The 7,351-nt window shown below is 62.8% G+C and carries 6 protein-coding genes; 2 read left to right on the plus strand and 4 right to left on the minus strand.

The window, feature by feature from the left end:
* Nucleotides 1-319: 319 nt before the first annotated feature.
* Together ctaD and KBT70_RS20285 are read left to right on the plus strand one after the other, a co-directional pair.
* The gene (gene ctaD, locus KBT70_RS20280) at nucleotides 320-1,993 is read left to right on the plus strand and encodes a cytochrome c oxidase subunit I (RefSeq protein WP_296638478.1); all 1,674 of its coding nucleotides are present in this window, start codon (nucleotides 320-322) and stop codon (nucleotides 1,991-1,993) included.
* 151 nt (nucleotides 1,994-2,144) lie between these two features.
* Complete coding sequence (locus KBT70_RS20285; protein ID WP_296638484.1) at nucleotides 2,145-3,074, plus strand: dihydroneopterin aldolase; 930 nt, start codon at nucleotides 2,145-2,147, stop codon at nucleotides 3,072-3,074.
* A 10-nt stretch (nucleotides 3,075-3,084) separates the two neighbouring features.
* Here the strand turns inward: KBT70_RS20285 and KBT70_RS20290 are convergent, their stop codons facing one another.
* From KBT70_RS20290 to KBT70_RS20305, 4 genes are all read right to left on the minus strand, one after another.
* On the minus strand, nucleotides 3,085-3,768 hold the full coding sequence (locus KBT70_RS20290; RefSeq protein WP_296638489.1) for an ABC transporter ATP-binding protein: 684 nt from the start codon (nucleotides 3,766-3,768) through the stop codon (nucleotides 3,085-3,087).
* Nucleotides 3,761-5,047: a lipoprotein-releasing ABC transporter permease subunit gene (locus tag KBT70_RS20295; protein ID WP_296638491.1), complete on the minus strand. Its 1,287-nt coding sequence runs from the start codon at nucleotides 5,045-5,047 to the stop codon at nucleotides 3,761-3,763. The genes KBT70_RS20290 and KBT70_RS20295 overlap by 8 nt, the downstream gene beginning before the upstream one ends.
* Before the next feature lie 282 nt (nucleotides 5,048-5,329).
* Nucleotides 5,330-6,685 carry a proline--tRNA ligase gene (gene proS, locus KBT70_RS20300; protein WP_296638495.1) on the minus strand — a complete coding sequence of 452 codons (1,356 nt, stop codon included), beginning with the start codon at nucleotides 6,683-6,685 and terminating at the stop codon, nucleotides 5,330-5,332.
* An 81-nt stretch (nucleotides 6,686-6,766) separates the two neighbouring features.
* The coding region (locus tag KBT70_RS20305) for a M20/M25/M40 family metallo-hydrolase (protein ID WP_296638497.1) at nucleotides 6,767-7,351 on the minus strand (585 nt) is incomplete at its 5' end.

Consider the following 7,351-nt stretch of genomic DNA (forward strand, 5'->3'; position numbering starts at 1 on the left):
ACCCGAGGATCTCTGGAGGTGAGCGGTCCTCGGGTCGAGCCCGAGGATGACGTGGGGGCGTGAGAGATCCTCGGGTCAGGCCCGAGGATGACGTGTGGAGGTGAGAGGTCCTCGCGCCTGCGCCCGAGGATGACCATCCCCCCCAAATCCCCCCGTTATCCCCACCCCTTCCCGCAAGGGGGTGCGACAAAATTCTTTGATCTGCATCAATTTCGCGCATTGCCGCGCCCCCCCGGACATTCTAAAACCCTGAAACATCACGGGCATGTGAGACTCAAGCGCTCCATGCTCCGGCACCAACACCAGCAGGAGGCAGACAATGGCAGATGCAGCCATTCACGGCCACGAACACGAAGATCAGCGCGGGTTTTTCACCCGGTGGTTCATGTCCACGAACCACAAGGATATTGGTATCCTCTATCTGATCGTCTCGGCATTCGTCGGCCTGATCTCGGTCATGTTCACCGTTTATATGCGGATGGAACTGATGGAACCGGGCGTTCAATACATGTGCATGGAAGGCGCGCGTTTCATCGCCTCTGATGTCGCAAGTTGCACGCCGAACGGCCACCTCTGGAACGTGATGATCACCTATCACGGCGTTTTGATGATGTTCTTTGTCGTCATTCCCGCCCTCTTTGGTGGGTTTGGCAACTATTTCATGCCGTTGCAGATCGGCGCGCCGGATATGGCGTTTCCGCGCATGAACAACCTGTCGTTCTGGCTCTATGTTGCGGGCACCTCGCTGGGTGTGGCTTCGCTCTTGGCGCCGGGTGGCAATGGTCAGCTTGGGTCGGGCGTGGGCTGGGTGCTCTATCCGCCGCTCTCGACCAATGAGGCGGGCATGTCGATGGACCTCGCGATTTTCGCGGTCCACGTGTCGGGTGCAAGCTCGATTCTGGGTGCGATCAACATGATCACCACCTTCCTCAACATGCGCGCGCCGGGCATGACGCTCTTCAAGGTGCCGCTGTTTTCCTGGTCGATCTTTGTCACCGCTTGGCTGATCCTGCTCAGCCTGCCGGTTCTGGCAGGGGCGATCACCATGCTTCTGACCGACCGCAATTTCGGGACCACCTTCTTTGATCCCGCAGGCGGTGGCGATCCGATCCTCTATCAGCACATCCTTTGGTTCTTTGGCCACCCGGAAGTGTATATCATCATCCTGCCCGGCTTTGGCATCATCAGCCATGTGATCGCCACCTTCTCGCGCAAGCCGATCTTTGGCTATCTGCCGATGGTCTGGGCGTTGATCGCGATTGGGGTTCTGGGCTTTGTCGTCTGGGCGCACCACATGTATACGGTGGGCATGTCGCTGACCCAGCAGAGCTATTTCATGCTGGCGACGATGGTCATCGCGGTGCCGACCGGCGTCAAGGTGTTCTCTTGGATTGCCACCATGTGGGGCGGGTCGATCGAATTCCGCACCCCGATGCTCTGGGCGTTCGGCTTCCTCTTCCTCTTCACCGTGGGTGGCGTGACCGGCATCGTGTTGAGCCAGGCCGCCATCGACCGCGCCTATCACGACACCTATTATGTCGTGGCGCATTTCCACTATGTGATGAGCCTCGGCGCGGTGTTCGCGATCTTTGCGGGGATTTATTTCTACTTCCCCAAGATGACCGGGCGCATGTTGCCGGAATGGGCGGGCAAGCTGCACTTCTGGGCGATGTTCATCGGTGCGAACCTGACGTTCTTCCCGCAGCACTTCTTGGGTCGTCAGGGCATGCCGCGCCGCTATATCGACTATCCCGAGGCCTTTGCGGTCTGGAACTACTGGTCTTCAATCGGCGCGTTCCTGTCCTTTGCCAGCTTCGTGTTCTTCTTTGGTCTGGTGATCCATACGCTGCTGCGCGGCGCTCGTGAGACCCGGCCGAACCCGTGGAACGAATACGCCGACACGCTGGAATGGACCCTGCCGTCGCCGCCGCCGGAGCATACCTTTGAACAGCTCCCCAAGCGCGAAGACTGGGACAAGCAGCACGCCCACTAATGCGGACAGCGTGAACGACAAAGGCCCCGGAGAAATCCGGGGCCTTTTGCATTGTGGGTGCCGCGCGACATTCCCCGACTGTCGCATTCGCCCTTTCAAGGGCTTGGTGCTGCATGCTATCCCCTTGCCCAAGAACCGCAGGACCGACAGCATGACCCAGGAAATCCGCCTCGCCTTCGAGCATCCCTCTGCCCGCGCGCGCGCCACCTCGCCCGATGGGCCGCTCGACCGCATTTCGGTGCGCGATCACGTGGTCGAGGTCGAGATTGGTGCCTTTCAGGCCGAGCGCGGCACGACGCAGCGCATCTGCTTTAACGTGGTGGTCGAGGTGCGCCCGCTGACCGATGCCATCGAGGATGATGTCGACCGCATCCTGAGTTATGACAAGGTGACAGAGGCGATTGATGCCGAATTGGCCGAAGAGCGACTCAATCTGCTCGAAACCCTCGCCGAACGTATCGCCGAGCGTATCCTGTGGGAGCCGCAGGCGGTGCGCACCTTTGTGCGGATCGAGAAACTGGACCGGGGGCCGGGGGCCTTGGGCGTCGAGATCGTGCGGTCGGTCAATGACCTCAAGACCAAGCCGATCACGCCCCATGCCGATACCACGCCGCATCCGCATGTGGTCTTCCTGACCAATGCCGCGATCCGTTCGCCCAACCTTGGCCGTTGGCTCGACCAGCTTGAAGCGCGAGCAGAGCCGGTGATCCTCTGCGTGGGCCGCGCCGACGTGGTAGCACCCCAGACCGGCCACCGCATGACACAGCGCCGCGTGGACCTTTTGGCGATGGAGCAGAATGCCTGGGTTCTGGCGGGGCGCGACGAGCGTTGCGTCGTGGTGGCCACGCGGACCGAGCTGGATTGGTCGATGAAACACGGGCAGATCAGCGTCTGGGCCCCGTCCAAGATCGTGCTTGATGCCGTGGACGGGCCGGGGGTGGCCACCGATGACCCTGTGGCGCTCGCCGCGTGGTTCGCGGGCCATATCGAGGCGTCGGATTTGTTGATGATCGGCGAGACCCCGCCCAAATCCTGCCGCGTGCCCGTGCTCTTTCAGGATGTGGCGCAGTCGGGCTTGTAAGCGTCGCCACTCAGCCCGGCACAACCCGTCCCTGATCGAGCCGCAGGATACGGTCCATACGGGCCGCGAGATCAAGATTATGCGTGGCAATCAGCGCCGAGAGGCCGGTGCCGCGCACCAGCCCGGTGAGCGCGGCAAACACCTGATCCGAGGTGGCGGGATCGAGATTGCCGGTCGGCTCGTCTGCCAAGAGAACGCGCGGGGAATTGGCCAGCGCCCGGCAAAAGGCCACGCGCTGTTGCTCGCCCCCTGACATGGCCGAGGGCCGATGCCCGGCGCGCGGCCCGACACCCACCTCTTCCAGCAGCGCCTGCGCCCGCGCCTCTGCATCCCGCCGCGCCACGCCATTGGCCAGTTGCGGCAGCACGATGTTTTCCAGCGCGCTGAACTCGGGCAAGAGGTGGTGAAACTGATAGACAAAGCCCACCTCTTGCCGCCGCACCGCTGTGCGCCGCCGGTCGTTGAGGCCGGTCATGTCCTCAGCCCCAATCTCCACCCGGCCTGCGTCGGGCGTATCAAGCAGCCCCGCGATATGAAGCAGCGTGGATTTGCCCGCTCCCGACGGGGCCACCAGCGCCACCATCTCGCCGCGCGCGAGGCTGAGATCGACACCGCTCAACACCCGCACTTCGGAGGTCAGCCCGCGATTGTAGATTTTCTCGACGCCCGTCAGGCGCAGCATCGCATCACTCATAGCGCAGCGCCTCCACCGGGTTCATGCGTGCGGCGCGCCGCGCCGGAAAGATCGTGACCACAAAGCTGAGGCCCAGCGACAGCATCACCGCCGACATGACATCCTCGGCCCGCAGTTGCGCGGGCAGCCGGTAAATGCCCCGGATCGACGGGTCCCAGACCTGACCGCCCATCGCCATGTTCACAAAGCTGAAGATCGGGTCGATATAGAGCGCGAAGAGACAGCCCAAGATCACCCCCATCGCCGTGCCGATCATGCCGGTAAAGGCCCCGCAGATGAAGAACACCCGCAAGATCGACCCCTCGGTCAGACCCATGGTGCGCAGGATGCCGATATCCCGGCCCTTGTTCTTGACCAGCATGATCAGGCCCGATGTGATATTCATGGCCGCAATCAGCACGAGGATCGAGAGGATCACGAACATCACGTTATCCTCGACCTCGAGCGCGCGCAGGAACGATCCGCTCGCGTCCTGCCATGTCCAGAGCAGAGCGCGCTCGCCTGCCGCCTCGAGGAGTGGCACGGTCAGCTCATCGACGGTTTCGGGCTCGGCGACCATCACTTCCAATTCATCGGCGCGGCCATCGCGGTTGAAAAAGCTCTGCGCCTCGGCAAAGGGCAGATAGGCGCGCACCCGGTCGATGTCATAGCGCCCGGCGGTAAAGATATAGACCACCTCATAGGCATTGACGCGCGGGCTGGTGCCCAGCGGCGTCTTGACCCCGTTGGGGGAAATCAGCTTGATCCGGTCGCCGACCGTGACGCCCAATTCCTGCGCCACGCCGGAACCGATGGCGATGCCTTGGTCAAAGCGGGCGATGTCACCTTGAGAGGTTTCGGGATCGGCCACGCGGCGGATGGTTTGCAGGTCTTCGGCCATGATGCCAAAAACCTGCACCCCGGCGTTGCGGTCACGGGCATTGGCCATGACCTGCCCTTTGACGAGGGGGGCGACACGGGTCACACCCGGCACCGCGCGCACGCGCTCGGCCATGGCGGCGTAATCCTCAAGGCTGCGATCCACCCGGCCTGAGGCATCGACCGACCCGGAGTTGTAGACCGTCACATGGGCATTGGCGCCAAGGATCGTATCGACGAATTCCGCGCGAAAGCCCGAGCGCACGGCGAGTGTGGCAATGAGGGCAAAGACCGCGAGCGTGATGCCGATAAGGCTGATCCAGGTCATGACGCTGACGCCGCCCTCGGCCCGCTTGGCGCGCAGATAGCGCCAGGCGATCAACCATTCAAAGGCAGCAAAGGGGGCGGGTGTTCTGGCCATTGCGGCTCCTTGGTCTCGGGTTCGGGCGGAGAGTGGGGGTTTCGGATGGGGGCGTCAAGGGAGGGGGGGATAACCTCAGCCCCAAGCGATGAGCCGCGCGGTCGCTGGGCCGGGGACTAGCGATGCAACAAAAGTGACTGCCACTTTATGCCAGCCAAGTCCGTATGACCTCACCGTGAGGCTCTCCCTCTCAAAATCGCTAGGCCGCGCGACGGCCCAGCGATCGCGCGGCGGCGCTCCGCGCCTTGTTCCGCGCGGGGAATTCGGCCCCCGCTCAAACCCTCACAAACTCGGCCGCAGCACATGCCCCGCATAGGCCAGCGCCAGCTTTTCCACCGCAGCTTTGGGCGGCAATTCCTCGCTGATACCGGTGCGGCGGCAGGTCAACTCGACCACGCCATTCTTTAATCCACGCGGCCCCACGGTGATCCGCCACGGCAGGCCAATGAGGTCCATCGTGGCAAACTTGCCGCCCGCCCGCTCGTCGCGGTCATCGTAAAGCGGCTCCATCCCCAGCGCCACCAGCGACGCGTAAAGCGCCTCGCAGGCGGCATCGGCCTCGGCATCGCCCTGCTTGAGATTCACGATCCCGGCATGGAACGGCGTGACGCCTTCGGGCCAGATGATGCCACGCTCGTCATGGTTGGCCTCGATGATCGCGCCGATCAGACGGCTGACGCCGATGCCATGGCTGCCCATATGGACCGGCACGGATTTGCCATCCGGCCCCTGCACATTGGCCCCCATCGGTTCGGAATATTTGGTGCCAAAGTAGAAAATCTGGCCTACCTCAATGCCACGGCTGGCCTTGCGCCGCGCCTCGGGGATGGCGTCATAGAGTGCTGCATCATGGGTCTCATCGGTGCGCGCATAGGGCGTGGTCCATTCCTTGACGATGGCCTCACATTCCGCGCGGCTGGCATAATCCACCACCCGGTCGCCAAGGGTCAGATCGGTGATGGCGCTGTCGTAGAACACCTCTGATTCGCCCGTATCGGCCAGCACCAGAAACTCATGCGTGTCGTCGCCCCCAATCGGGCCAGAGTCGGCGCGCATCGGAATGGCCTGAAGCCCCATCCGCTCATAGGTGCGCAGATAGCTGACCATGTGGCGGTTATAGGCATGCAGCGCGTCTTCCTTGGTCAGGTCGAAATTATACCCGTCCTTCATCAGGAATTCGCGGCCCCGCATCACGCCAAAGCGCGGGCGCACCTCGTCGCGGAATTTCCACTGGATATGGTAGAGCGTCAGCGGCAGGTCCTTGTAGCTGCCGACATGCGCCCGGAAAATATCGGTGATCAATTCCTCATTGGTCGGACCATAGAGCATGTCGCGATCATGCCGGTCCTTGATCCGCAGCATTTCCGCGCCGTAATCGTCATAGCGCCCAGACTCGCGCCACAGGTCCGCCGATTGCAGCGTCGGCATCAGCACCGGAATATGCCCGGCGCGCACCTGTTCTTCGTGCACGATGTTTTCCAGCTTGCGCAGGATCTTGAAGCCCAAGGGCAGCCAGGAATAGATCCCGGCGCTCGCCTGTTTGATCATCCCCGCCCGCAGCATCAGCCGATGCGAGGCAATCTGCGCCTCTGCGGGGGTTTCCTTGAGAACGGGCAGAAAATAACGGCTCAGACGCATGGGCAGGGCACCTTTGAGATGAAATCCTTGATGGCGTCGGAGTATCCTAGGGCAAGAGGCGGGGCAAGGGGCAGGGGGCCTTCACCCCTGCAACCGCCCCAAGAGCGCGCGCATGAAATCATGGCCTGCGTTGAATTGTGCCACGGTGATATACTCATCCGGCTGGTGCGCTTGGGCTATGTCGCCGGGGCCGCAGATCACGGCGGAATAGCCCGCCTCTTGGAATTGCCCCGCTTCGGTGCCGTAGCTGACCACATGGCGGCCATTGTCGCCGGTGATCTGGCGCACGAGGCTCTCCGCCGCGCCCGCCTCTTCGGGTTGCAGACCCGGCACGCGGAACCTTGGGCACAGGTCGATCCGCGCCTCGGGGCGCACCGCCTGCATCTCGGCCTCTGCGGCGCGCACCTCTGCCACAAACCTTTCGCCCCATCCTTCGGCATCCTCGCCCGGCACCACCCGGAAATCCATGCCAAAGCGGCAATCCTTGGCGGTGATGTTATGCGCCGTGCCACCCGAAATCTGCCCCACATGCAGCGTGGTCCAAGGCGGCTCGAACATCGCGGCAAGGTCTGTTGGCTCTTTCGCCCGGTTCTCGGCATTGCGGGCATTGGCCCAATCGATCAGCGGGGCGGCGGACATGATCGCATTGACGCCCAGATGCAGGAT

It is taken from the genome of Roseovarius sp. (genome assembly GCF_018066915.1).
In the GTDB taxonomy this organism is placed as follows: Bacteria; Pseudomonadota; Alphaproteobacteria; order Rhodobacterales; family Rhodobacteraceae; genus Roseovarius.